The organism is Kitasatospora sp. NPDC114501, assembly GCF_055633695.1.
Genome location: NZ_JBVKDS010000007.1, coordinates 97,495 through 120,971, shown reverse-complemented (window position 1 = coordinate 120,971; position 23,477 = coordinate 97,495). Strand labels below are relative to the sequence as shown.

The 23,477-nt window shown below is 75.3% G+C and carries 17 protein-coding genes; 8 read left to right on the top strand and 9 right to left on the bottom strand.

The annotated features are described in order from the left end of the window. Window positions 1–92: 92 nt before the first annotated feature. From ACZ7RU_RS14855 to ACZ7RU_RS14845, 3 genes are all read left to right on the top strand, one after another. Window positions 93–575 carry a nuclear transport factor 2 family protein gene (locus tag ACZ7RU_RS14855; RefSeq protein WP_470341330.1) on the top strand — a complete coding sequence of 161 codons (483 nt, stop codon included), beginning with the start codon at window positions 93–95 and terminating at the stop codon, window positions 573–575. Between the two features lie 143 nt (window positions 576–718). Next, window positions 719–1,795, top strand: a complete 1,077-nt coding sequence (locus ACZ7RU_RS14850; RefSeq protein ID WP_470341329.1) for a TolB family protein — start codon at window positions 719–721, stop codon at window positions 1,793–1,795. Window positions 1,796–1,933: 138 nt separating this feature from the next. Further along, window positions 1,934–3,001, top strand: coding sequence for a trypsin-like serine peptidase (locus ACZ7RU_RS14845; protein WP_470341328.1), 1,068 nt, complete (start codon window positions 1,934–1,936; stop codon window positions 2,999–3,001). 373 nt (window positions 3,002–3,374) lie between these two features. Here the strand turns inward: ACZ7RU_RS14845 and ACZ7RU_RS14840 are convergent, their stop codons facing one another. From ACZ7RU_RS14840 to ACZ7RU_RS14830, 3 genes are all read right to left on the bottom strand, one after another. Next, the gene (locus ACZ7RU_RS14840) at window positions 3,375–4,289 is read right to left on the bottom strand and encodes an extracellular catalytic domain type 1 short-chain-length polyhydroxyalkanoate depolymerase (protein WP_470341327.1); all 915 of its coding nucleotides are present in this window, start codon (window positions 4,287–4,289) and stop codon (window positions 3,375–3,377) included. Window positions 4,290–4,887: 598 nt separating this feature from the next. Beyond that, window positions 4,888–5,472 (bottom strand): hypothetical protein, encoded by a 585-nt coding sequence (locus ACZ7RU_RS14835; protein ID WP_470341326.1) that lies wholly within the window; start codon window positions 5,470–5,472, stop codon window positions 4,888–4,890. Window positions 5,473–5,532: 60 nt separating this feature from the next. After that, a complete protein-coding gene (locus tag ACZ7RU_RS14830; protein WP_470341325.1) occupies window positions 5,533–6,090 on the bottom strand; it encodes a MarR family winged helix-turn-helix transcriptional regulator in 558 nt (185 codons plus the stop codon). 86 nt (window positions 6,091–6,176) lie between these two features. Here ACZ7RU_RS14830 and ACZ7RU_RS14825 point away from each other — a divergent pair, with 86 nt between their 5' ends. Then, a complete protein-coding gene (locus ACZ7RU_RS14825; protein ID WP_470341324.1) occupies window positions 6,177–7,532 on the top strand; it encodes an MFS transporter in 1,356 nt (451 codons plus the stop codon). A 10-nt stretch (window positions 7,533–7,542) separates the two neighbouring features. Here the strand turns inward: ACZ7RU_RS14825 and ACZ7RU_RS14820 are convergent, their stop codons facing one another. Further along, entirely contained in the window at window positions 7,543–8,439 is an 897-nt protein-coding gene (locus ACZ7RU_RS14820; RefSeq protein ID WP_470341323.1) for an alkaline phosphatase family protein, read from the bottom strand. A 351-nt stretch (window positions 8,440–8,790) separates the two neighbouring features. On the opposite strand from ACZ7RU_RS14820, the gene ACZ7RU_RS14815 reads away from it, so the two are divergent. Beyond that, on the top strand, window positions 8,791–10,083 hold the full coding sequence (locus tag ACZ7RU_RS14815) for a serine hydrolase domain-containing protein (protein ID WP_470341322.1): 1,293 nt from the start codon (window positions 8,791–8,793) through the stop codon (window positions 10,081–10,083). 139 nt (window positions 10,084–10,222) lie between these two features. On the opposite strand, the gene ACZ7RU_RS14810 is transcribed toward ACZ7RU_RS14815, so the two are convergent. Then, on the bottom strand, window positions 10,223–12,613 hold the full coding sequence (locus ACZ7RU_RS14810) for an ATP-binding protein (RefSeq protein ID WP_470341321.1): 2,391 nt from the start codon (window positions 12,611–12,613) through the stop codon (window positions 10,223–10,225). A 303-nt stretch (window positions 12,614–12,916) separates the two neighbouring features. Beyond that, window positions 12,917–15,577 carry an AfsR/SARP family transcriptional regulator gene (locus ACZ7RU_RS14805; protein ID WP_470341320.1) on the bottom strand — a complete coding sequence of 887 codons (2,661 nt, stop codon included), beginning with the start codon at window positions 15,575–15,577 and terminating at the stop codon, window positions 12,917–12,919. A 360-nt stretch (window positions 15,578–15,937) separates the two neighbouring features. Between ACZ7RU_RS14805 and ACZ7RU_RS14800 the strand changes: the two genes are divergently transcribed. Beyond that, window positions 15,938–18,784 carry an AfsR/SARP family transcriptional regulator gene (locus ACZ7RU_RS14800; RefSeq protein WP_470341319.1) on the top strand — a complete coding sequence of 949 codons (2,847 nt, stop codon included), beginning with the start codon at window positions 15,938–15,940 and terminating at the stop codon, window positions 18,782–18,784. A gap of 89 nt (window positions 18,785–18,873) precedes the next feature. Here the strand turns inward: ACZ7RU_RS14800 and ACZ7RU_RS14795 are convergent, their stop codons facing one another. After that, window positions 18,874–19,506, bottom strand: a complete 633-nt coding sequence (locus ACZ7RU_RS14795; protein WP_470341564.1) for a sigma-70 family RNA polymerase sigma factor — start codon at window positions 19,504–19,506, stop codon at window positions 18,874–18,876. A 291-nt stretch (window positions 19,507–19,797) separates the two neighbouring features. Then, window positions 19,798–20,148 (bottom strand): hypothetical protein, encoded by a 351-nt coding sequence (locus ACZ7RU_RS14790; RefSeq protein ID WP_470341318.1) that lies wholly within the window; start codon window positions 20,146–20,148, stop codon window positions 19,798–19,800. Between the two features lie 299 nt (window positions 20,149–20,447). Here ACZ7RU_RS14790 and ACZ7RU_RS14785 point away from each other — a divergent pair, with 299 nt between their 5' ends. Beyond that, a complete protein-coding gene (locus ACZ7RU_RS14785) occupies window positions 20,448–21,551 on the top strand; it encodes a hypothetical protein (protein WP_470341317.1) in 1,104 nt (367 codons plus the stop codon). A 29-nt stretch (window positions 21,552–21,580) separates the two neighbouring features. On the opposite strand, the gene ACZ7RU_RS14780 is transcribed toward ACZ7RU_RS14785, so the two are convergent. Then, window positions 21,581–22,360 (bottom strand): NAD(P)H-dependent oxidoreductase, encoded by a 780-nt coding sequence (locus tag ACZ7RU_RS14780; protein ID WP_470341316.1) that lies wholly within the window; start codon window positions 22,358–22,360, stop codon window positions 21,581–21,583. 187 nt (window positions 22,361–22,547) lie between these two features. On the opposite strand from ACZ7RU_RS14780, the gene ACZ7RU_RS14775 reads away from it, so the two are divergent. Beyond that, complete coding sequence (locus tag ACZ7RU_RS14775) at window positions 22,548–23,429, top strand: helix-turn-helix transcriptional regulator (protein ID WP_470341315.1); 882 nt, start codon at window positions 22,548–22,550, stop codon at window positions 23,427–23,429. Window positions 23,430–23,477 lie beyond the last annotated feature (48 nt).

Below are 23,477 nucleotides of genomic sequence, written 5' to 3'. Positions count from 1 at the left end.
CCCTTTGCGTGAGAACGATGGTTCTCCTATCGTAGCCACAGCGGTGAGAACGATCGTTCTCACCGACGGAACACCCATTCCGAGGAGCACCCATGCCCGAGACCGGCACCGAGCAGCGCCCGCCCCTGCCCCCGTTCACCGACGAGACCGCCCGCCTGAAGGTCCGGGCCGCCGAGGACGCCTGGAACACCCGCGACCCCCGGCGGGTCGCCCTCGCCTACACACCGGACAGCCGCTGGCGCAACCGCTCGGAGTTCCTCACCGGCCGCGAGCGGATCGCGGACTTCCTCACCCGCAAGTGGCAGCGCGAGCTGGACTACCGCCTGATCAAGGAGCTCTGGGCGTACGGCGGCGACCGCATCGCGGTCCGCTTCGCCTACGAGTGGCACGACGAGGCCGGCCGCTGGTTCCGCTCCTACGGCAACGAGAACTGGGAGTTCGACCGCGACGGCCTGATGGCCCACCGGCACGCCTCCATCAACGACCTGCCGATCGCCCCCGACGAGCGGCTGTTCCACTGGCCGCTCGGCCGTCGCCCCGACGACCACCCCGGCCTCACCGACCTCGGGCTCTGATCCCGGGCTCTGATCCCGAACCGCCCCCGGGGCATGGCCCGCCCGTGCTGTTCCACGGCTGTGACACGGCACGCATCCGCCGCTGACCTCGCGCTGCGAGGCTCCTTCTCGGAAGCGAACAGCACCAGAGGGGGACCTGGAAGATGACCGTGCGCAACAGCTCCGTGCGAAACCGGTTCGGCACCACCGCGGCGATCGCCCTGATGGTCAGCGTCGGCGCCGTCCTGGTCTCCGCCTGCGGACCGGAGAACGGCGACTCCGCTCCCACCGCGGCCCCCACGGCCGCCCCGGCCGGCACCGCGCCCGGGGCGGCGCCGGGCACGGCCGCGCCCGGCGCCCCCGCCCCATCCGGCAGCGCCGCGCCCGGCGGCAAGGAGGTCAACGGCACCTCGGCCGCCAACCACCTGACCATCTCCACCGGCACGAAGACCGTCGCGCTGAACGGCACCACCGTCGACTTCGGCACCGTCGTCCGCGACCTGGCCTGGTCCCCCGACGGCAAGAAGGCCGCCTTCGTCAGCGGCAACGGCGACCTGATGACCGCCAACCCGGACGGCACCGGCAAGGTCGTCCTCGCCAAGAACCCCGGCGGCGAGACCTGGTCCCACCCCACCTGGCAGCACGCCACCGCGGACCCGAGCGTCACCGCCGGAGCCGAGGCGCTGGAGCGCTACGCGGCCGTCGTCTTCACCTCCGAGAAGGGCGGCACGCTGCGACTGGCGAAGGCGCTCACCAAGTCCCCCGGCGCCGCCCCCCAGGTGCTCACCCCGGGCACCTCCGACGGCGGCGGCGATCCGGTGCCGCAGCCGCCGCAGACCGGCAACACCTGGGCCAACGCGGGCGGCCACCGGGGCGAGATCGTCTACGCCAACACCCCGGCCAACGAGGTGTACCTCTACGACGACTACATCCGGCCGGTGACCCGGGACCTGGGCAAGGGCTCCCAGCCGGCCCTCTCCCCGGACGGCGAGCACGTCGTCTTCGTCCGCTCGGTGAACGGGCACGACCACCTGTTCACCCGCTCCACCCAGGGCGACCAGAAGGCCGAGAAGGACCTCACCCCGGCGGCCGCCACCGACTACACCCAGCCCGCCTGGTCCCCCGACGGGAAGACCATCGCGGTCCGCACCCCGGACGGCGTCAGCACCCTGCCCGCCGACGGCTCGGCCGCGCCGACCCAGGTCTCCACCATCAAGGGCCTTCCCTCGTACCGCCCCTGACGGGCGATCGGCCGGGCGGCCACGGCGGCGGCGACCGATACACGGCCGAGACGCCGTTACCGGAACCTGATCCTTCCGACGGCGGGCCGAGACGCGGTCCACACGCGATCCTGACGTCCCGCGCCTACCGTGCCGCACATGCCGAAGACACCTGGAACACCAGCCACCGACCGCGCCCTGCCCCGCAGGCTCGCCGCCGTGGGAGCCCTCCTGCTGAGTGCGACCACGGCGGCGGTGCTGCCGCCGAACGCGGCCGTCGCCGCGGAGCGGGACACCGTCACGACGCACTCCGGCGCGACCACCGCGCAGGAGCGCAGCCGGATCGACGCCTACTGGACGCCCGTCCGGATGAAGCTGGCGGGCGCCCTGGTCCCCGAGATCACCCCCGTGCCCGAGGACGACGACACGCCCGACGACCCCCGGCCGCTGCCTGCCGACACCCCGGACCCGGGGGCCGTCTGGACCCACGGCGGAGCGGTGGACCGGACCGTCGGCCGGCTCTTCTTCACCTTCTCCGACGGCTACGACGGCAGCTGCACCGCGACGGTCGTCACCGGCGCGAACCGCAGCACCCTCATCACGGCGGCGCACTGCCTGCGGGGCGTCGGGGCGCCCTCGACCGACGACACCTGGAACCACAACCTCTACTTCGTGCCCGGCTACCGCAACGGCACCAAGCCCCTCGGCGGCTTCACCATCAGGTCCATGGCCACCTCCTCCCGCTGGGACGCCGATCCGGGCGGGACCGGGTCGGACGACGTCGCCGTGGCCGGCTACGACACCGGGGTCCTGGTGGCGAACCGGTCGGCCGACGGGCGACGGGTCGCGGACGTCACCGGGAGCCAGCGGATCGCGTTCACCCCGCCCGTCGAGGGCGAGTTCACCCACGCCTTCGGGTATCCCAAGGACCGGCTGAACGATCCCCGCGGCAGGTACACCGGCTCGCGCATGATCCACTGCGCCGGCCCGGCCCGGCCCGGGCCCAAGGCCCCGCTGCTGTGGGGCGGCCCCTGCGACATGTCGCACGGGGCCAGCGGCGGCCCCCACTTCGCCCGCTTCGACCCCGCCACCGGGACCGGCACCGTCGTCGGCGTCACCACCACGACCGACGAGCTCGCCGGCGGCCCGGCGGGCACCCTGTACGCCACCCGCCTCGGTGACAGCGCCCACCGCCTCCACGACTGGGCGCAGACCCGCCCGGTCTGACCCGGGCGCTTCGACCCGGCCGGGTCGCCGGGGACCACGTCGGCCACAGGCCCCAGCACTCCAGAGGACTTCGACGTTCCACCTCGACGGGCTCCAGCACGACGTGGCCGAACGCCTCGGCGCCGACGACGGGGTCCTGGTCATCGACGACCCCGGCCCCGCACTCACGCGTCGAACTGGTCCACCTGGCGCCGACAACGCCAGGCCGTCGCCCGCCACCGCCACTACCAGCGTCGGCCGCACACGATCGAGGGGCGGCCTCACGAAGGCCGCCCCTGATCGGACATCAGCCCGCCACACCCACCGCACACAGCCTCTGAACAGGCAGAACGTCGAAGCCCTGCTGGAGTACCGGTCCTGGACCGGACCAGACCTAGGGTGCCAGGCCCATGAACCTCAGGGCCAGCAGTGCCATACCGGGCTTGGGCAGCTCGTGGCCGTACCCCTGGAAGCTGTTGGCCTCGACCGGTGGCCTCGTGCTCGCGTTGCCGTAGCGGGTCCTTGTCCAGGTCGACTGGGGCTGGTCTGTGAAGACCGGGGTCCGGCCGACATCGTGGACGTCGGTCCACTGTTTGATCTCTTCGCCCAGGTTGTGGTGGTCGAGGGCGTTGTCCTCGGTGCCGTGCCACAGCTGGATACGCGGCCGTGGCCCGCGGTAGCCGGGATAGGCGGCGCGGACCAGGTCGCCCCACTCCTGCGGGGTCTTGGTGATCTTGCCGGTGGAGCAGTCACTGTTCCAGCCGCGGAAGGTGCCGGTGTAGAAGCAGTGGTACGGCACGCCCATGAACACCGACCCGGCTCTGAACACGTCCGGGTAGTCGGCGAGCATGACATTGGTCAGCATCGCGCCGGAGGAGATGCCGGTCATGTAGACCCGATGCGGGTCGGCGCCGCGGTTCGCGATCTCCCATCGCACCATGGACATCACGCCGGCCGGGTCGCTGGAGCCGTCGTGCTTCAGTGCGGCGTCCGACGCGACGTCCCAGCACTTGATGTCGCCGGTGATCGAGGGGTAGACCACGATGAATCCGTACTGGTCTGCCAGTGACGCGAATTCGGAGCCGTTGAACATGTCGGGGCCGGATCCGGTGCACCAGTGCGCGGCCACGAGCACCGCCGGATGACGGGGCAGCTTGGCCGGCACGTACTCGTACATCTCGATGTTCGTGGGGTTGTAGCCGAAGTCGTCGACCCGGGTCAACGTCGCCGCGGACGCCGGTGATGCCAACGCCGTGCTGCCCGCCATGACGCTCAGGGCCATGACCGCCGCCGTGGCCGCCTTCCTCATCCATCCTCCCCTCCTGCCGACGCGTGCCGCCCGCTCCAGGCCGGCCGTCGCGACCGCGGATCGACATCGTTGTCTGCCCATGCTTCCTCCAGCGTGCGGATCTGGTTACTGGTGGCACTGCCGGCCGATGCCCGCCCGGTGTGGCCGGATCGGCGTCGGATCTCGAGGCAGAGGCATTGGCCCCCCTGCGGTGGGCCTTTCCTCACGGAAGTGTCGAAGCGCTTCGACCAGTTGCGAGGCTAGCGAGGCACCTTCCCGTTCGACAAACGTTTCGATGAATCAAATTTTCGTTCGACATGGGCTGTCGGCGGACTCAGGGCCGCGTGCCAAGCACGCCAAGCGCTTGAATGCCGGAGATGGCCGACGAGGTCGATGACGGTGTCCGCGACGACGCCCGCGGCCCGGGATGGCCGGGTCGCGGGCGGCGTTCAGGCCGACGGTGAAGCCGGCCCGGTCGGGGTCGACGCCGGTACGACACAGCCGCCAGAGCCGCTGTCCGCACGGCGTTGGCACCAGCCGCCCCCGATGGGCCATCAGCCCGCCACACTCACCGCACACAGCCGCCGAACAGGCAAAACGTCGAAGCCCTGCGGGAGTGCTAGCAGGTCCTCGCCAACTCGGCGCGCAGCTCCGCCAGGTGCTCGTCGGCCGACTCGTGCGGAAGGAACTCGACCACGTCCAGGAAACGGAACAGCACCCGGGTCTCGGTGACCGCGTACTCGTAGTCGCCGAACCCGACCACCGCGCCCGTACCGCCGCGCGCCGCACCCCGGACGGCGGCCGAGGTCAGCTCGTCGGCCGCGTCCCCGGCGCTCGCCCGCCGCCGGGCGTTGGGGCGCGCCAGGTACGGGCAGACCATGGCGGCGTAGAGCATGCAGGCCCGGTGGCCGGGGCCCTCCATGGTGGGCGCGAGGTTGCGGTACGGCTGCCCGGCCGCGAGCGCCCCGGCGATCGCCGCGCTCTCGGCGGCGCCGACCACCCGCCACACCGGCCCGCGCTCCATGAACCGCCCGCACACCGAGCACCGGCGTTCCAGCGCGCAGTCGGCGCTGCGCCCGTGGTCGGTCAGCGCGAACTGCGGGACGTCGTCCTGCCACGGGGTGATCGCCGGCACCGGGTAGCCCCGGCCGTCCCGGGGCCGCGCCCCCACGCCGTCCGGCACCGGCACAAGTTCGAATCGCACGTCCCTATCGATACCAGGGACGGGCACCACGGGTCGACCCCGGCCGCCGGGACGGGCAGGCTATCCCTCGGCCTCCTGAGCGAGCATCACCTTCCGCAGCAGGTCGGCCAGCGTGCGCCGCTCGTCCGCGGACAGCACGCCCAGCAGCCGCCGCTCCTCCCGGCCGACCACGTCCAGGGCCTCGCGCCACGCGGCGCGCCCGGCCTCGGTCAGCACGATGTCGACCTTCCGGCGGTCCTCCGTGGACGGCGTGCGCAGGACGAAGCCGCGCCGCTCCAGGGTCTCCAGCCGGCCGGTGACCGAGGCCGGGGCGAGGTTGAGGTCGGCCCGGAGGTCGGAGGGGGCGGCGTGGCCGCCGCGGCCGGCGAGCACGTGCAGGGTGTCGAACTCGTGCTTGTGCAGGCCGTAGTCGGCGACGCCCTGTTCGCGGACCCGGCCGAGGTGGCGGGTGAGCCGGGACATCCGGGTGACGGAGGCCTCGATGTCGGGGTCGAGCCCGGGCAGCGCCGGTTGCCAGCGGTCGACGTGGCCGTCCGTCCAGTCACGAGGCTCCGTCCGACCGCGGCGCTCCGTCCGGTCGCGGGACGGAGTGCGCTGCTCGGAAGGGTGCTCGGCCATGGGAGAAGTGTACAAACCCGAAGCAGAAACGACGGCACCAAAATATTCGTTGCCAAAATTTCGCCACCGAAATAACGTGGCGGCCCGTGACACGACACCCCTTGAGCCTGAGCGGCTTCCGCCTGCTCTTCATCGGCCGCACGCTCTCCACCCTCGGCGACGCCGTCGTCCCGGCCGCCCTGGCCATCGCCATCACCCGCGCCACCGGTTCCGCCGGCGCGCTCGGCCTCGTCCTGGGCTGCGCGATGGTGCCGAGGCTGGTCCTGCTGCCGCTCGGCGGCGTGGTCGGCGACCGCTTCGACCCGCGCCTGGTCGCCCTCGCCACCGACCTGGTCCGGGCCGTCGCCCAGCTGCTGGTCGGCCTGGAACTGCTCGGCGGGGACCCGAGCCTGCCGCACATCGCTCTCGCCTCGGCGGTCGGCGGCATCGCCTCCGCCTTCGCCATGCCCACCGCCGCGCCGCTGGTCGCGGCCACCGTCCAGGGCGAGCTGCGGCTGCGCGCCAACGCCCTGCTCGGCTCCGCGACCGCCGCGGCCCGGTTCGGCGGCCCGGCGCTCGCCGGACTGCTGGTGTACACCGCCGGTCCCGGCTGGGCGTTCGTGCTGGACGGCGCCACCTTCGTGCTGAGCGCCGCCCTGCTCACCCGGCTCCGGGTCGACCGCGTCCCCGTCGAACCGCGCTCGCTGCGCCGCAACCTCGCCGAGGGCTGGAGCGAGGTGCGCTCCCGGAACTGGTACTGGACCAGCCTGATCGCCCACGGGATGTGGAACGCCGCGAACTCCGTGCTGCTCACCCTCGGCCCGCTGATCGCCGCCACCCGGCTCGGCGGCGACGGCGTCTGGGTGGCGCTGACCCAGGCGGGCGCGGTGGGCCTGCTGGCCGGCTCGCTGGTCGCCGGACGGCTGCGGCCCCGCCGCCCGGTGCTGGCCGGCAACCTCGCCCTCGCGCTGTACGGGCTGCCACTGCTCGCGCTCGCCCTGCCGGCCCCGGCGCCGCTCGCGGTGGCCGCCCACGCGGTGGCACTGGCCGGGCTGGGCTTCCTCAACCCGGTCTGGCAGACGGTGGTCCAGCAGGAGTTCCCGCCCGGGGTGCTGGCCCGGGTCACCTCGTACGACTGGCTGCTCTCGCTGGCCGGCGCCCCGCTCGGGTTCGTCCTGGCGCCGCTGGCCGCCGACGCCTGGGGCAGCCAGGTGCCGCTGCTGGTGGCGGCGGGGCTGGTGACGCTGGTCTGCGCGGGCACGGCGGCGGTACCCGGCGTCCGGCGGTACGGCGCCCGGCCGGCGGCCGAGGCGGCAGCCGGGACCGGGGCCAGGGCCGGGGCCACGGCAGGGACGGCACCCGGGCCGGCGACCGAACAGCCGCCGGCCCGGGACCGCACCCAGGACCGGGCTCCGGATCAGGCCCCGAACCAGGACCAGGACCAGACCGGGATCAGGGCCTGATCACCGCGCCTCAGTTCCAGATGCCGGTGATGTCGGCGGCGGAGGCCGCGTTGCCCGCGTGGCCGGTGGTGCCGGCCAGGTCCTCCAGGGTGCGCAGCACGTTGTAGTGGTTGTAGGTGGTGGCGCTGCTGCTGCCGGGCGTCACGTGGGCGCCGTAGATCACGGTCGGGATGCGGTTGCCGGACAGCTTGTTGTCCTCGTCGAAGGTGACGACCAGCAGGCTGTTGTGGGTCTGGGCCCAGCTGGCGTACGCGCCCAGGTTGTTCTTGATCCAGGTGTCGCCGGTGCCGACCGAGCAGTCGTGCATGTCGCTGCAGAGGTTCGGCACCACGAAGGAGACGTTCGGCAGGGTGGTGTAGTCGGTCGGGAACTGGGCGAAGGTCTTCGCCGAGCTGAGCGGGACGTTGCCGAAGCCGAACCACGGGTCGTGCTTCTGGGCGTAGCTGCCGCTGCTGCACACGGTGCTGCCCTGCCCGGGCAGGGACTCGTTGTAGCTGGCCCAGGTCTTGCCGGCGGCGATGACCTCGGAGGCGAGGTTGGCGCTCTGGAAGCCGCCGACCGTCACACAGCTGTCGTCGACGCGGCCCTGGGTGGAGCCGGAGAACAGCGCGTAGTAGTTCGGCTCGCTCGGGTGGGTGATGCCGTAGGACTGGGTGAGGTTGGCGCCGCCCGCCTTCAGGGTGTTGTTGATGTACGGTGCGCTGCTGCTGCCGATGACCTGGGTGTAGGCGTGGTTCTCCATCACCACGACGACGATGTGGTCGGGCGTGGGCAGCGCGGCGGCCTGGGCGGTGGGGGCGGTGGCGGCCCAGAGGCCGGCGGAGGCGGCGGCCAGGGCGACGGCGGAGCCGATCGCGGTCGCGGTCCGGCGGGAGCGGGGGCTCAGGGGCTTCGTGGACGAAGTCATGACAATTCCTCGGGTAGGAGACGACCCGGCAAGCCGGGCGAGGGGCGGAGGTGCCTGCCGTCGGGAGGGGAAGCTCCGTGGTCGGTGAGGGGGAAGCCGGTGGGACGAGCGCACCGGAGTGCGCGGCGGCGCCCGAACAGCATGAGGCGTGCCGCTTGACTCGGGTAGCCGTCTGCAGGTGAAACCTTGGCCCCGGAGCGGGAAACGGACGGTGAGACCGTCGAAATCACCATCGACAACGGGAAATGCGGGCGAACCGGTTCACATTGCCATCGACCGCCCGGGCCGGTGATAGTGATCTTCGAACGGCGCGGTCGGACACCGCGTCAGCTGACGAGAGAACCGAGGAACATGGCGAAGACCAGCCTTCTGCGTCCGCTCGCGGTAGCCGCCGCCGGCGCCGTCCTGGTGGCGGCCGGTGCACTGCCCGCCGCGGCCGCCGGCCAGGACACCACCGACGCGACCGCCCCCGACCTCGCCGGTGTGCGCGCCGCCCTCCAGGCCACCACCACGGCCGGCGCCCCGGGTGCCTTCGCGGTGATCCGCGACCACGGCAGCACCGAGCGGACCCGCTCGGTCAGCGTCGGCCTGGCCGACCTGGACGGGACTCCGATGAACTCCTCGTGGAGGTACCGGGTCGGCAGCAACAGCAAGATGTTCGCCGCCGTTCTCGTGATGCAGCTGGCGCAGGAGGGCCGGATCGACCTCGACCGGCCGCTGCGGGAGTACCTGCCCGAGGGCACCCTGCCGGAGGGCTGGACCATGACCGGCCGCCAGGTGCTGGAGCACCGGGCCGGGATCTTCGACCACACCAACGACCTGCTGGAGCAGGCCGGCGAGGAGACCACCAGCGCGTTCGAGGCGCGCATCCGCAGCACGGTGTACGACCCGCGCGAGCTGGTGGCGATGTCGGTCAAGCACGGCCTGCAGTACACCCCCGGCAGCCGCTACTCCTACTCCAACACCGACTACGTGCTGATGGGCCTGGCCGTCGAGCACCTCACCGGCCAGCCGTTCCCGGAGGTGCTGAACGAGCGGATCATCCAGCCGCTCGGCCTGCGCAAGACCTCCTTCGTCGTGCCCGACCGGGAGATCCTCGGCGCCCACGTCACCGGCTACCTCACCAACGACGACCGCACCAAGCCGCTGCTGGACTCCACCGAGCAGACCGGCTCCTGGGTGTGGAGCGCCGGGGCCGTCATCTCCACCGCCGAGGACATGGACCGCTTCCTCTCCGCGCTGATGGCCGGCGGCAACGGCGGGCTCGTCTCGGACGCCTCGCTCCAGCAGATGACCGCCGCCCTGCCCACGCCCACCGCGAAGATCTCCTACGGTCTGGGCCTGCGCCGCATCTCGCTCTCCTGCGGGGACGTGTACGGCCACGGCGGCATCGTGCAGGGCTTCAACAGCCAGTCCTTCACCACCCCGGACGGGCGGCGCAGCGTGGTGGTCTTCGCCAACGCCTCCAACAACGGCGCGGTGACGCAGGGGCTGATGAACACCCTGGAGCCGGCCTTCTGCGGCAAGCAGCCCACCGTCGCCCCGCGGACGGCCTTCGCGCCGTCCTCGGCCCCGGCCGACTCGCTGCCGGTCGGCTCGCTGCCGGTGAACTCGCTGCCCGTGGTGGAGGACACCCGGATCTGACCGGCCGTCCGGCCCTCCCCGCCGCGCCCGTCCCCGGTTCCGACCGGGGGCGGGCGCGGTCGTCGTGCGGGGCGGTCCTCATGAGGCGGGTCCTCGTGGGGGACGATCCCCGTGCGGCGCGGTGCTCGTGCGACGCCGGTCAGTGCCGGGCGCCCGCCGAGCGGGGGCCCTCCGCGCTCAGGTCGGTGAGCGCCTCGGTGAGCAGCTCGCGGGCCTCCTCGGCGCGGCCCTGCTCGATCAGCGCGGTGCCCAGTTCGGTCAGCGTCTTGGTCATGCTGTCCGGGCGGCCCACCGCCTCGAAGTGCACCAGGGCCTGCCGGTAGGCCTTCTCGGCGGCCGGCCAGCGCTTCAACGCCGCGCGGTCAAGGCCGAGTTCGTGCGCGGTCATGGCCGCCAGCAGGTGGATCAGCGGCGAGGACCAGCGTTCCACCAGCTCCAGCGCCCCGGCCAGGGCCCGCCGGCGCGACTCCACCGCCTCCTCGGCCCGGCCGGACTCGCGCAGGCAGTTGGCGGCGCCCCGCAGGGTGACCAGCCGGCCGATCATCGCCGAGCGGCTGGCGACGTCGGCGAAGGCGTCGGCCGCCCGGTGGAAGGCGTCGGTCGCCTCGCGGTGCCGCTGGAGGTAGCGCAGGCCCGAGGCGAGGTAGGTGAGCGCCCAGCCCTGCTGCTCCCGGTCCCCCACCGCGCGGGCCAACTCCAGGCCCTCGGTGGCCAGTTCGATGCCGCGCTGGTAGCGGTGCAGGCAGGTGACGTACGTCCAGGCCAGATAGTTGACGTGCACCGCCTCGACCCGGGTGTCCCCGATCGCGCGGGCGGCGTCCGCCGAGAGCTGGAACACCTCGGCCCAGATGCCCCAGCTCAGCAGCCGGTCGGAGAACCAGTGCATCGCCTCGGCGGTGTCCACCACCTCCCGGTACCGGCCGGCCCGCTGCGCCTGGTGCAGGGCGGCCAGCCACTCCGGGTGCTCGTACTCCAGCCAGGCGGCGGCCTCGGTGAGGTGCGCGGGGGCGGAGCCGCCGGTGCCGGCGCCGTCCGTGGCGTGGTCGGGGTCGAACCGCAGTCCGAACTCGGCCGCCCGGCCGAGGATCCAGCGGCCCGCCCGGGTACGGGCCTCGGCCAGCTCCTCGGCGGTCTCGTCGGCGGCCAGCCGCTCGCCCGCGTAGAGCCGCACCAGGTCGTGCAGCCGGTAGCGGTCCGGGGTGGCCGCCTGCATCAGTCCGGCGTCGACGAGCTGCTCCAGCACCAGTTCGGTGCGGGCCGCCGACCGGCCCGCGTACGCCGCGGCGATCTCCGCGGTGAAGTCCTTCCCCGCAGTCAACGCGCAGCGGCGGAGGATGAGTTGGGACTCCACCGGCAGGCGCCGGTAGGACAGCTCGAAGGCCGGGCGGACGGCCAGGTCGCCGGTCTCCAGCAGGTCCAGCCGGTTCTCCTCGGCGGCGAGCTGGCGCACCAGGTGGGCGACCGGCTGCTGCGGGCGGGCGACCAGCCGCTGCCCGGCGATCCGCAGCGCGAGCGGCAGGTAGCCGCAGAGCCTGGCCAGCTCGGCGGTGGCGTCGGGCGCGGCCTCGATCCGCTCCCGGCCGGCGATCCGGGCCAGCAGGCCGGCCGCCTCGGCCGGGGAGAGCACGTCCAGGTTCAGCCGGTGCACCGACTCCAGGCCGGGCAGCACGTTGCGGCTGGTCACGATGGTCACGGCCGGGCCGGAGCCGGGCAGCAGCGGGCGCACCTGGCTCTCGTCGGCGGCGTTGTCCAGCACCAGCACGAGCCGCCGTTCGCGGACCAGCGCCCGGTAGAGCCCGGCCCGCTCCTCCGTCCCGGCGGGCACCGCGGCGTCGGCGACGCCGAGGGCGCGCAGCACCTGGCCGAGCGCGTCGCGGGCGGGCAGCGGCTGCGGGGACATGCCGCCGAGGTCCAGGGAGAGCTGACCGTCCGGGAAGTGTTCGGCCAGGGCGTGGGCGGCGTGCAGGGCGAAGGAGGTCTTGCCGAGGCCGGGCTGACCGCTGATCAGCACCACGCGCGGGTGGGCCGGACGCTCGTCCTCGGCCATCCGGGCGAGCAGGGCGAGGGCCTCCTCGCGGGCGGTGAAGTCGGCGATGTCGCGGGGCAGCGCGAGGGCGCTCTGCTCGGCCTCGACGGGGATCGCCGGCGGGGCGTCCGGGCCGGCGGTGTCCGGGCCGGCGGTGTCCCGGCCTTCGGCGGGCCGGCCGGTGGCGTTCTCGCCGACGGCGTTCTCGCGCGGGGCGGAGCGGCGGGGCCGGGCGGGACTCCCGGCGGGTGCCGGGCCCGGCCGCACCCCGCGCGGGCGTCCGGACTGGGCGGCCCGGTCCAGCGCCTCCGCCTGCGGGCCGTCCAGCCCGAGCGCCTCGGCCAGGGCCCGTACGGTGCGCCGCTGCGGTCCGCGGGTGCGGCCGCGCTCCATGTCCCCGAGGGCGCGCAGGCTGACCCCGGCCGCCGCGGCGAGCTCCTCCTGGGTCAGCCCCGCCGCCACCCGGTGCCCGGCCAGCAGACGGCTGAACCCGTTCGTGTCCATGTCCGTGTCCGTGTCCGTGCCGGCCCCGGCCGTCATGCCCCGCCCCCACTCGTTCGGTCCTGCGCAGTTCCGCACTTCTGCCTGGAGTCGTCTCCGGCGGTTCGTCCCAGGCAGAAGTATGCCCGGCCGGACAGGTTCCTCGTACCCTGCCCTCCCTCAGGGTATCCGCCCAGGTCAGGAGGGTCGCACTCGGGCGGGACGGCCGGGCGGGGGCGGTTTCTGCGGGAGTCGAACCGCCGATAGTTCCGCCTGTGGTTCCGCTGGTCGAACAGCGGTTTTCCGCCACCCGCGGCCGACCGGGACTCAGGCCAGCCGTCTCGCTTCCGCACCCTCCACGGTGCGCCCGAGGGCGTCCAGCAGGTCGGCGAGCAGGCCGTGGGAGCGGGCTTCGAGGGCCGGGTCGCCGACGGTGCGGCCGAGGGCGACGGCGAGCCGGGCCGAGGAGAGCGCGGCGTCCCGGCGGCCGAGGGCGTGCAGGGCGCGGGCCCGGCTGTGGGTGGCGAGGACGGCCTCGGCGCCGCCGGAGCGGGTGGTGGCGGCGCGCACCGCCTCGTCGGCGTGGCGCAGGGCGGGCCCGGGATCGCCGGCCAGGACCAGTGCGTCGGCGAGGTCGGTGAGCGAGCGGACCAGCAGGTGGTCGGTGGCCGGGGTGCGGGCGGCGGCCACCAGGTCGCCGAGCATGGGCAGCGCCCGCTCGTACCGGCCGGTCCGCAGCAGGGCGGCGGCCACCCGGCTGCGGCAGTGGTGGCGCAGCACCGCGTCGCCGGCCCGGTCGGCGGCCTCGACGGCCCGCTCCAGGGTGTCGGCGGCGGTGCGGTGGGCGGCGCGGTCGACGTGCAGGACGGCGAGGTCGGTGGCGAGCCGGGCGACCGCCGCCTCGTCCCGCTCCGCGTACGCGGCGCTCAGCCCGGCCTCCACCACGGCCCGCCAGTGCGCCCGGTCGTGGCCGGTGGCCTCATACAACAGGCTGACCCGGTGGGCGAGTTGCCAGGCCGCGGCGGCCCGGCCCTTCTGCTCGGCGCAGAGCACCACGGCACGCAGGGCGCTCTCCTCGCGGCGGAACCAGGCGGCCGCCCGGGCCTCGCCGTCGGCTGCCCGTGCCTCGCCGTCGGCCGCGGCGCCGCCCTCGGCCGTCCAGCCGGCGGTGACGTCGAGGTAGTGGGCGATCAGCCGGTCGAGGGCCAGGTACCGGTCGTCACAGGCGAGTTCGGCGGCCTGTGCGGCGGCGTGGCGGCGCACCAGCTCGCGCCGGGCGTACCGGCCGGGGCTGGTCTCCTCCAGCAGGTGGACGGCGTCGAGGCGGGTCAGCAGGGTGCGGGTGGCGGCGGGCGGGAGGTCGGCGAGGGCGGCGGCGGTGTCGGAGCCGATCTCCGCGCCGGGGTGAAGGCCGAGCAGGGTGAACAGCCGGGCGGCGTCCGGCGCCAGCGTGCGGTACGTCCGGTCCAGCGCGGTGGTGAGGCCGAGCGGGCCGCGGGCGGTGCCGGTGCCGGAGAGGGCGGTCAGGCCGGTCTGCCCGTCGGCGAGTTCGGCCGCGAGGTCGGCCACGGACCAGTCGGGCCGGGCGGCCAGCCGGGCGGCGGCCAGCCGCAGCGCGAGCGGCAGGTGGTCGCAGCGCTCGGCGAGTTCGGCGACGGCCTCCGGCTCACCGGCCGTACGCTCCGCGCCGAGGGTGCGGGCGAGCAGGGCGACGGCCTCGTCGGGGCCGAGCACGCCCAGCGGCAGCGGGATGCCGCCGGCGCGGACCAGCACGTGGCGCAGCCGGCTGCGGCTGGTGACGACGGTGACCGGGGCGGGCTCGCTGTCGGTGGCCGGCGGGTCGGGCAGCAGCGGGGCGAGCTGCTCGTAGCAGGCGGCGTCGTCCAGGACGACCAGCATCCGGCGGCCGCCGACCAGTTCGCGGTAGCGGCGGGCCCGGTCCTCGGGGTCGGCCGGCAGCGCGTCCGGGGCGACGCCGAGGGCGGTGAGGAACTCGCCCAGCACCTCGGCGGGTTCGCGCGGCCCGTCCGGGCCGAAGCCGTTCAGCTCGGCGCGGAGGACGCCGTCCGGGAAGTAGGCGTCGCCGCGCAGGGCCGTCCACTGCCGGACCAGGCTGGTCTTGCCGACCCCGGCGGGCCCGGTGACCAGGATCGGGCGGCCGTCCCGCGCCGCGGGCAACGCCTGATCGAGTCGGGCGAGTTCGGCGTTCCGGCCGACGAACCGGCGGTCGGCGGCGAGCCGGGCGCCGGACTGCTCGCCGGCCCGGCGCAGCTCCGGACCGGGCGGCCAGCTGAGCCGGGCCACCGCGCGCTCGTAGCGCTCCCGCGCCTCGGCGCCGCGCCCGTCCTGCTCCAGGCAGCGCACCAGCCGGGCGGCCAGCGCCTGCCGGGCGGGGTGTCCGTCGGCCGCCTCGGCGAGCTCGGCGGCCAGCTCGCCGCCCCGGCCGGCCCGGAGCAGGCCGTCGGCCAGCCGTTCCAGGGCGCCCAGCCGCAGGTCGGTCAGGTACGGGAGCGTCCGCTCGCGCAGCAGGGCGGAGCCGCAGTCGGCGAGCGCCGGGCCGCGCCACAGGTCCAGCGCGGCGCGCAGCAGCGGCAGTGCCGGGTCCGGCGAGGCGCCGTCCGGCGGGCCGGCCGGGGTGGCGGGGTCGGGGAGCAGCACGCCCGCCTGCTCGCAGAGCCGGCCGAAGCGCAGCACGTCGATCCGGTCGGGCTCGCCGGCCAGCAGGTAGCCGGACCCGCGGGTGTCCAGCTCCAGCCCGGTGCCGTCCATCAGCTGGCGCAGCGCCGCGACGTGGCCCTGCAGGGCGGCCCGCGCGGTGGGCGGCGCGCAGCCCTCCCAGACCAGCTCGATCAGCTCCTCGGTGGTCACCGTCCGGTTCAGCTGGACGGCGAGCGCGCTCAGCAGCGCCCGGCGCTTGGGCGCCGAGGGCGTCACCGCCGTCCCGTCCTCCCGCCGCACCACCACCGGTCCGAGCAGATCGATGTGCACGCGCCCGTTCCCCTCCCCACCATCGACTCCCCGGCCGGATCGAGGATAGGTCCGACCAGGCGCTCCTCGCCCGGCCGGGGCCTCCCCACCGGGCCGGGCGCCTCCTCGGGCACCGTACCGGGGCGGTCCGACACGGTCGTCCGGTCCGCCTGCCCGGCCGCCCGCCCCACGCCTGCCCGCCCCACGCCCGCCTGCCCGCTCGCCCGCCGGTGCAACCGCCGGCCGCCGCCGGACGTTATTCGAGGGCAGGAGCAGCCGACCTGCGCGGACCGGACATGTTCTCGCACTACACTGCTCCACCCCGAGGCCCGAGGGTCGCTTCGGGTGCGATGCGCGGTTTGCGGTGAGGTGGGGGTACTGGTGCGGATTCGGCTGCTCGGGCCGGTGGAGCTGCGGGTCGGGGCAGCGGGCTTCGCGAGCGTGGCGGGCGCGCAGCGGCGGGCCGTGCTGGCGCTGCTGGCGCTGCGGCTGGGGCACCTGGTCACCGTGGACCAGCTGTGCGAGCTGCTGTGGGACGAGCAGCCGCCGCCGAGCGCGCGGGCGGCCGTGCAGGGGCACGTCGCCGCGCTGCGCAAGGTGCTCGCCGGCACCCCGTTCGAGCTGCACACCCGGGACTCCGGCTACCTGCTGGCCGGGCCGGCCGGCGCGGTGGACGCGCTGCGCTTCGAGGAGCTCACCGGCACGGCCGACCGGCAGGCCGGGCTCGGCGACTGCGCCGCGGCGGTGGCGCTGCTGGAGGAGGCGCTGCGGCTGTGGCGCGGCGAGGCGCTGGCCGACCTGCCCGACACCCCGCTCCGCACCGCCGCGGTGGACCGGCTGAAGCAGTCCCGCACCGCCGCCCTGCTCCGCTGGGCCGGGCTGCGGCTGAGCCAGGGCGCCGGGGCGTCGGCCGTGCCGCTGCTGGAGCAGGGCGTCCGGGCGGACGGGCTGCGCGAGGAACTGGTGGCGCTGCTGATGCGCTGCCTGCACCAGGCGGGACGGCCCGCCGAGGCGCTGACCGCCTACCACCAGGCCCGGGTGCGGCTGGACGACGAACTCGGCATCAACCCCGGCCCGGCGCTGCGGGCGGCGCTCGCCGAGGTGCTGGCCGACGACCGTACGGTGGAGCCGCTGCCGCTCGCCTCCCCGGCCCCCGAACCGGTGCCGCAGCCTCCGGCGGTCCCGCGCCGGCTCCCCCGCCGCCACCCGGACTTCGTCGGACGCACCACCGACCTGGCCCGTCTGGACCGGGCCTGCGGGCCCGGCCGCGCCGGGGACGGCCCGGTGCTGGTGGTGGGCCCGGCCGGAGTCGGCAAGAGCGCGCTGGTCACCGCCTGGGCGCACCGGGGCGCCGACCGGTTCCCGGACGGCCTGCTCCACGCCCAGCTGCACGGCCTCACCCCGGACGGACCGTCCGCACCGGGCGGCCCGGCCCGGCCCGAGGCCGTGCTGGCCGGCTTCCTGCGCGCGCTCGGCGTCCCGGAGGACGGCATCCCCGCCGGGCGCGCCGACCGGGCCGCGCTCTACCGCGAGCGCACCCGGGGCCGGCGGCTGCTGGTCCTGCTGGACGACGCCGACGACGCCGACCAGGTCGCCGACCTGCTGCCCGCCGGCCCGGCCGGCACCGCCGTGGTCACCGGCCGGGGCCCCCTGGAGGGCCTGGTCGCCCTGGAGGGCGCCACCCTGCTGCGCCTGGCCGCACTGCCCGAGGACGACGCCCTGCACCTGCTGGAACGCGCCCTGACGCCCGAGCGGGTGCGCGCCGAGCCCGGGGCCGCCGCCAGGCTCGCCGGGCTCTGCGACCACCTGCCGCTCGCCCTGCGGATCGCCGCCGCCCGGCTGGCCGCCCGGCCGGACTGGACGATCGCGGAGCTGGTCGCGGAACTCGCCGACGAGCGCACCAGGCTGGCCGTCCTGGACGCCGACGGCACCCTCTCCGTCACGGCCCGGCTCCGGCTGACCCACCGCCGGCTCTCGGCACCCGCCGCCGAGCTGCTCGCCGCGCTGGCCGCCCACCCCGGCCGCGAGGTGGACACCCCGGCGAGCGCCGCGCTGCTGGGGGGTGCCACCGCCACCGCCCACCGGGCGCTCGGCGAACTGGCCTCCCACCACCTGCTCACCGGCACCGCTCCCGGCCGCCACGCCCGCACCGACCTCATCCGGCTGTACGGCGCCGGACTGCTCGCCGAACGGCCCGAACGGCACCGGCGGCTGCTCCGCGAACGCCTGGCCGACCACTACCTGGCGTCCCTGCGACACTGCGGCGCCTTCCTCGACCCCGGCCAGGAGGACACCGCCCCACCCTCCGGTCCGGCCCAGGCCGTACCGGCCGCCGTCGACATCCGCACCGCGCTCGACTGGTTCGACGCCGAGGAACCGGCGGTCTCCGCGCTGATCGCGTCCCCCGACACCGACCCGGACCGCGCCTGGCGGCTCGCGCTGACCTGCGGCTCGCTCTACTACGGCGCCAGCCGCTTCACCGACTGGCTCACCTGCGCCCGGCTGGGGCAGGCGGCGGCCGAACGGTGCGGCGACCCGGTCGCGGTCGCGCTGCTGCTCAACTGCCGGGCGCAGGCGCTGGTCGCGCTGGAACGCCGTCAGGAGTCCGCGGAGGCGGCCCGCAGGGCGGTGGCCGCCGCCGAGTCCGCGGCCGGGCCCACGGCCGCGTCCGCCCGCGTCCGGGCGCTCGCCACGCTGGCGCTGGTCACCGCGATGCTCGGCCACTCCGCCGAGGCCGCGCGGCTGGCGGCCTCCGCCACCGCGCTCGCGCTGGAGTCCGGCGACCGCCGCCGGCTGGTCGACGCCAAGGTGCACCAGGGCTGGGTGAGCCTGGCCGTCGGGGACCGGGAGGGCGCCCAGCGCCGGTCCCGCGAGGCCCGCGAGCTGCTGCCGCCCACGCCCGTCACCCAGGTCCACCTGTGGTCGCTGCTGACCGAGGCGCAGGCCCTCGCGCCGACCGTCCGCGACGACGCCGCCGACCTCGTCTGGCACCGGCTGCTCGCCGCGTGCGAGGAGGCCGGCCTGCTGTACCTGCACGCGGTGGCCGAACAGTCCTACGCCGCCCACCTGTTGGCGCGGGGCCGGGAGCAGGAGGTGCGCGGCCGGCTGCGCACGGCGCTCGACCGCTTCCGCTCGCACGACCGCCAGGCGGGGTACCTCAGCGAGTTCACCACCAGCCTGGAGGAGTCGCTCAACCTCCGTACCGGTCAGCGTCCGACGGACGGCTGAACCCGCGCGGACCCGGACGGGCGAGCGGCCCGGGGCGGACGGGCGGCCCGGGCAGCCGGAGCCGCCTCAACCGCCCTACCGCCGCGCCGTCAGCCGGCGGCCGAGGCGGTCCCGCGCTCCGCCGGGGCGTACCCGTGCTCCGCCGCCAGCACCGGGCGCAGCGCCCGGATCGCGTAGAAGTTGCGGGACTTGACCGTCCCCGGCGGCACCCCCAGCCGGGCCGAGGCCTCCAGCACCGAGCGGTCCTTGAGGTGCAGCTCGACCAGCACCTCGCGGTGGTGCTTCTGCACCCGGCGCAGCGCCAGCGCGATGTCCCGGGCCACCACCACCCGCTCGTACGGGTCGTCGGCGACCGGCTTGTCCTCCACCGGCTCGCCGATCACCTCCTTGGCGCGGGCGGCGGCCATCCGGTAGTGGTCGATCGCGATCCGCCGGGCGACCGTGAACAGCCACGGCCGGCTCGCCTCCGGCCCGGCGGCCAGCGCCTCCGGGTGCTGCCAGGCGCGCAGCAGCGTCTCCTGGAGGATGTCCTCGGCCTTGCCGCGGTCCCCGCCGGTGGCCCGCAGCAGCGCGCGCAGCAGGTAGCCGCCGTGCAGCCGGTGGATCTCGGCGAGCGTGTCCGGGTCGAGGGTCGGCCGGGCCGGGGCGGCGGCGCCCTCCGGCGCGGCCGCCGGACCCTCGGACGGCGGAGTGACGGACGTGGGCTGGGCGACGGACGGCATCGACACGCGCTACCTCTCAGGTCGGGCAGGGGGCGCAGCACGGGCAGGACATGCTGGGCACCGACCGGACACCCCGGCGGTGGCTGCGACAGCACACTGCCGGAGGCCGCCAAGTCCGCACCAAGGATCCGCCAACGCCTCGGTCCGGAGCACTCGACCCGGCCCCGGGTGCCACCGTTGGCGGGCGCCGGCGACCGTTGGCCGGTCGTTAGCGGCCGTGAGCCGCGGCCCCTTCCGACGTCGCCGTACGGCGCCCGGCCCCCCCGCCGGGCGCCGTACGGCCCGCCGGTGTCAGCCCCCGGCGAGCGCCCGGAGCAGCTCCCGCACCCCGTCCTCGCCCCGGTGCTCGATCAGCATCGCGACCCAGGTCGCCAGCCGCTGCCGCTCCGCCGCCGACCAGCGCGGCGCCGACGGGTGCTCGTCCACCACCAGCGCCGTCGCCATGCCCAACAGCCCCGGTGCGGGCCGCGGCCACAGCCGCCCCTCCGGCACGGCGCGCAGCGCCAACCGCCGGGCGAGCGCGATCACCTCCTCCGCCGCCGCCTCGGGCACCGCCAGCCCGGCCGGCCCGGCGACGCTCGGCGCCCCGGACCGCACCAGGGCCGCGACGAACTCCCGCGCCTCCGGTCCGTCCGCGGCCATACCGCGTCCCTCCCCCGTCCCGTTCACGGGACTCACGCTCCTTCCGACTCGGTGGCACTCGACGGGCGCCGGGTGCCACCGAATGACGGTACCCATCGGTAGCCGCTCGGGCGGAGGGTTTTTCGATGCGGCCCCTCCCGATCACAGGGGGCGCCCGGTGCGCCCTGCCCCGCTCAACGGGCCCTCCGCCACGAGCGGTTCAGTGAACCGGAAGGACTCCTTCACCCGTACTCCCGGCTGTACGGGCCGGCCGAACCGGAGGCACCGGTCCGACGCACCCTGGACCGGGAGGTCATCCGATGGCTTTCTCCGACGGCACCGCGGGCACGGGCGGCACCACCCCGGCCGCACCCGACTACTCGCCGGCCGCCTGGCCCGAGCCGGTCGCCCTCCTGCCCCGGCGCCCGCTCGACCCGCTCGGCACCGTGCTGATCCCGGCCGCCGAACGGCAGCTGTTCACCCGGGTGTCGACCGCCGAAGCGACCGTGGCCGCACCGCGACCGGCGGTCCCCGCGACGGAGCCGCCCGCCGGGGGCGGCACCGCCCGGACCGCTCCCGGCCCGCTGCCCGCACCGGCCGCGCCTCCCGTACCGCCTGTACCGCCCGTACCGCTCACGCCGCCCGTACCGTCCGCACTGCCCGCACTGCCCGCGCCGGCCGCGCCACCCGCGCCGCCCGCACCCTCCGAGTCACCCGTATTGCGCTCCGGGACGGACCGTCCGCGCACCCGGCGGCTCGCCCTCCCCGGCGGCGGGGAGACCCGGCGGCAACGCCTGCTCGAACGCATCCGGGTGCCGCTACGGGACTGCCATCGCACCGCCGTCCTCGGCGGCACCGCCGACGGGGTCGCCGCCGTCCTCGGCACCCTGCTCGCGGAACACCGCGCCGACCCGGTCCTCGTCGTCTCCACCACCGGGCCCGCCGGCAGCGAGTGCCGCACCGGCGGCCGGCTCGTCCTGCGGTCCGTCCGGCCGGACCCGACCGCACTGCGGGAGGCCCTCGGCGAGGCCCGCGGCCACTATCCGGTCGTCCTCGCCGACACCACGGGCGCACCGGCCGAGGTCCAGCTCGCCGCCGCGGAACACGCCGACCACCTCGTCCTCTGCGCCCAGGCCTCCGCCACCGGGGCCCGCACCGCCGACACCCTCCTCGACCACCTCAGCGCCCTCGGCCACGACGGCCTGGTCCGCGGGGCCGCCGCCGCCTTCACCCCCGCCCCGCCCACCGACCGCCCGATCGCCGACCGCGACCTCCTCCCCCACTTCCGCACCCGCTGCCGCGGCGCCCTCACCCTCCCCGCCCACTCCCGGGCGACCCCCGCCGGCCTACGCCCCCGCGCCCTCCTCGAATACCTCGAACTCGCCGCCCTCGTCGGCGACGCCATGGCCGACCGCCGGGCCTGAGCGGCCGCGGCCCGGCACCGCGACCGCGGTCAGCCGCGCACGTGCAGCCCGAAACCCGTGCGGCCCGCGGCCTCCAGCCCCTCCTTCAGGTGCAGCGAGGGGATCTCGTAGTCGCCGAAGTTCTGCCGCCGGAACGCGATCGGCTCGGTCGTCTCCAGGGTGAGCAGGCGCCGCTGCCAGGCCCTGGCGACGTCCGGGTAGTCCTCGTCGGTCATCCGGTCGGTGCCGTACAGCACGAACGGCGGCAGCACCTCGATGCCCGGGTAGTAGAGGACGCCGTGCTGGAACGGGAACAGCAGATCGTCGATGGGGCCGTTGATCCCGCGAGCGGCGTAGTGCGACCGCGGGCCGCCGACGGTCACCGACAGCAGGGCCTTCCTGCCCGCGAGGGTGCCCTCACCGAAGCGCTCGCCGTACTTGGTGTCGCTGTGCTCGCCGACGCCGTACGCGAAGCGGTGGGTGAACACCCGGTCCACCCAGCCCTTGAGGATCGCGGGCATCGTGTACCACCACAGCGGGAACTGGAAGACGACCGTGTCGGCCCACAGCAGCTTCTCCTGCTCGGCGAGGACGTCCGGGGAGAGCGTGCCGGCCTCGAAGGCCCGGCCCGAGTCCCGGGCGACCCTCAGCGGGCTCGACGCCTCGGGGCCGTAGTCCGCGGCGTCCACGACCGCCTTCCAGTTCATCGCGTACAGATCGCTCACCCGGACCTCGTGGCCGGCGCTCTCCAGGGTGGAGACCGCGAGGTCCTTCAGCGAGCTGTTGAGCGACTTCGGCTCCGGGTGGGCGTGGACGATCAGCGTCTTCACGGGAACTCCTCGGGATCGGACGGTTCGGATGGTTCGGATGGTTCGGATCGGATTCCTTCGACCCTGGACGCCTTCGATCCTGGACGCCGCGGCGCCCGGCGTTCAGGGGCGCCGCTTCCGTCGGACCGGACTTCCTGGTACCGGCAGGACCACCCTCGCGGGCGCGGCCGACGCCATACTGGAGGGCATGGACGATCTTGCGGGCTTCCTGCGGACCCGGCGTTCCCGGGTCGATCCGGCGGCCGTCGGCATCCCCGCCGACAGCCGCCGACGGGTCGACGGGCTGCGCCGCGAGGAGGTCGCGCACCTGTCCGGCGTCAGCGTCGACTACTACGTACGCCTGGAGCAGGGCCGCGCGACCCAGCCCTCCGAGCAGGTGCTCGACGCGCTCGCCCGCGTCCTGGACCTCGACGAGACCGAACGCGGGCACCTCCACCGCCTCGCGCGGCAGCCCCGCCGCCGCGCGAGGACCCCGGGCGGCCGGGTCCGGCCGGAGCTGCTGCGCGTCCTCGACCTGGTCGCCGACGCCCCCGCGCTGATCATGAACCACCGCCTGGACGTCCTCGCCGCGAACCGCCTCGCCGGACTCCTCCTCGGCCGCCCGACGCCGGGCCTGAACACCGCCCGGCACATCTTCCTCGAGGAAGCCGAGCACGGCCTCTACGCGGACTGGGAGGCCTGCACCCTCGACGTGGTCGGCCACCTGCGCCTGGCCGCCGGCCAGTACCCCGATGACCCCCAACTCACCTCCCTCATCGGCGAGTTGGCGATGGGCAGCGAGCGCTTCCGCCGTCTCTGGGCCCGCGCGGACGTGCGCGCCCGCACCCACGGACGCAAGGCCTACCGGCACCCGATGGTCGGGCTGCTGGAACTGCACCAGGAGAACTTCGCGCTGCCGGACGAATCGGGCATCGAACTCCTGGTGCTGTCCGCCGCCCCCGGCAGCCCCGCCGAGGAGGGACTCCGCCTGCTCGCGGGCCTGGGCGAGGGCCTGGATCGTCCGTCTCCGTCCATCCCGGTCCGCCGCGGGTCCGTCGCGGGTCCGATCAAGTCAGCACCGGGTCATTGATGGTCGGCGAGGCGGCGGGATAGCTTCACTCCCGTACCACCCGTTCTC

Bases quoted from the DNA above. Each gene is read 5' to 3' on its own strand.
- ACZ7RU_RS14855 (WP_470341330.1), top strand. From the start codon at position 93: ATGCCCGAGACCGGCACCGAGCAGCGCCCGCCCCTGCCCCCGTTCACC.
- ACZ7RU_RS14850 (WP_470341329.1), top strand. From the start codon at position 719: ATGACCGTGCGCAACAGCTCCGTGCGAAACCGGTTCGGCACCACCGCG.
- ACZ7RU_RS14845 (WP_470341328.1), top strand. From the start codon at position 1,934: ATGCCGAAGACACCTGGAACACCAGCCACCGACCGCGCCCTGCCCCGC.
- ACZ7RU_RS14840 (WP_470341327.1), bottom strand. From the start codon at position 4,289: ATGAGGAAGGCGGCCACGGCGGCGGTCATGGCCCTGAGCGTCATGGCG.
- ACZ7RU_RS14830 (WP_470341325.1), bottom strand. From the start codon at position 6,090: ATGGCCGAGCACCCTTCCGAGCAGCGCACTCCGTCCCGCGACCGGACG.
- ACZ7RU_RS14820 (WP_470341323.1), bottom strand. From the start codon at position 8,439: ATGACTTCGTCCACGAAGCCCCTGAGCCCCCGCTCCCGCCGGACCGCG.
- ACZ7RU_RS14815 (WP_470341322.1), top strand. From the start codon at position 8,791: ATGGCGAAGACCAGCCTTCTGCGTCCGCTCGCGGTAGCCGCCGCCGGC.
- ACZ7RU_RS14810 (WP_470341321.1), bottom strand. From the start codon at position 12,613: ATGGACACGAACGGGTTCAGCCGTCTGCTGGCCGGGCACCGGGTGGCG.
- ACZ7RU_RS14795 (WP_470341564.1), bottom strand. From the start codon at position 19,506: ATGCCGTCCGTCGCCCAGCCCACGTCCGTCACTCCGCCGTCCGAGGGT.
- ACZ7RU_RS14790 (WP_470341318.1), bottom strand. From the start codon at position 20,148: ATGGCCGCGGACGGACCGGAGGCGCGGGAGTTCGTCGCGGCCCTGGTG.
- ACZ7RU_RS14785 (WP_470341317.1), top strand. From the start codon at position 20,448: ATGGCTTTCTCCGACGGCACCGCGGGCACGGGCGGCACCACCCCGGCC.
- ACZ7RU_RS14775 (WP_470341315.1), top strand. From the start codon at position 22,548: ATGGACGATCTTGCGGGCTTCCTGCGGACCCGGCGTTCCCGGGTCGAT.